The sequence below is a fragment of the Shewanella sp. SG41-4 genome, from assembly GCF_014164505.1.
Classification (GTDB): Bacteria; Pseudomonadota; Gammaproteobacteria; order Enterobacterales; family Shewanellaceae; genus Shewanella.
In genome coordinates this window covers 1-1007 of the sequence record NZ_JACJFI010000685.1, presented here as the reverse complement: position 1 = coordinate 1007, position 1007 = coordinate 1, and the positions used below count along the sequence as shown (strand labels likewise).

Here is a 1007-nt window from a genome sequence, read left to right as displayed (position 1 = left end):
TATCAGTCTCAGCCTTTCATCGTTGAATCAGTCAGCCGTCAGCTTGAGGATAATCATATTGTTATAAACCATGTTGAACTCAATCAATACTAAAGAAGTTGGAATGACATAGCCCTTATTGATTATGTATTTGAGTGCAACACGCCATGCATCGACCAACAGTCATATCTGGATTATTCAAACAACAGTGCAACTTGATCGTTAACCTGCCTGAGCACGTATAACGCTGTAGATTGTTCATTAAATGTCATACAGGGGCCGTTATGATTATCCCACTATTCCCACTATCTATTTGCTTATTACCTCAAGGATATACCCAGTTACGTATTTTTGAACCTAGATATAAACGGTTAGTCTCAGAATCACTTAAAAGTGGTGTTGGTTTTGGCTTGTGTATGTTGGCTGATGATAAAAAAACCATATTACCCATGGGTACATTAACCCAAATTATCGACTTTGAAACTCTTGAAGATGGCTTGTTAGGAATTAGTGTACAAGGGCAAAAAACGTTCATTATTAATCAAGTAAGTGTTGATAGTGACGGTTTAAAGCGTGCCGATGTCAGCATAATTGATTCTTGGCCGAGTAATATCATCGAACAACAAAGTGGACAGACCGGCATTCACACTGAAGAACATAAACAAGAGAAAGCGCTTAGCCACACATTAAAGCAACTTTTGCAGCAATACCCACAGCATCTTGCTCATTATTCTGAAGATAATTTTAATGATATTGCATGGGTTTGTCAGCGCTGGCTTGAAATTATCCCATTGAGTTCCAAAGAAAAATATCAATGTATTAATAGCCATGACCATCAATTAGCTAAATCATTTCTAGCCGATATTATAAAATAAAATAAAACAGTGATCCGAACACAATAATGCTACGTAAAAACTAATGAAACTGCAGCTTGTTAAGCTCAGTTTAGCCACAGCATAAATGACATAATCTCTTATGCTCAATGACTTATTTACTGGATGCAGGTGAAATAATGGAAAATGTTCAAT

1 protein-coding gene is annotated in these 1007 nt (G+C 36.4%); it reads left to right on the top strand.

What is annotated here, in order from left to right:
• Positions 1-263 precede the first annotated feature (263 nt).
• Positions 264-854 carry an LON peptidase substrate-binding domain-containing protein gene (locus H5202_RS23270; RefSeq protein ID WP_182774086.1) on the top strand — a complete coding sequence of 197 codons (591 nt, stop codon included), beginning with the start codon at positions 264-266 and terminating at the stop codon, positions 852-854.
• Positions 855-1007 lie beyond the last annotated feature (153 nt).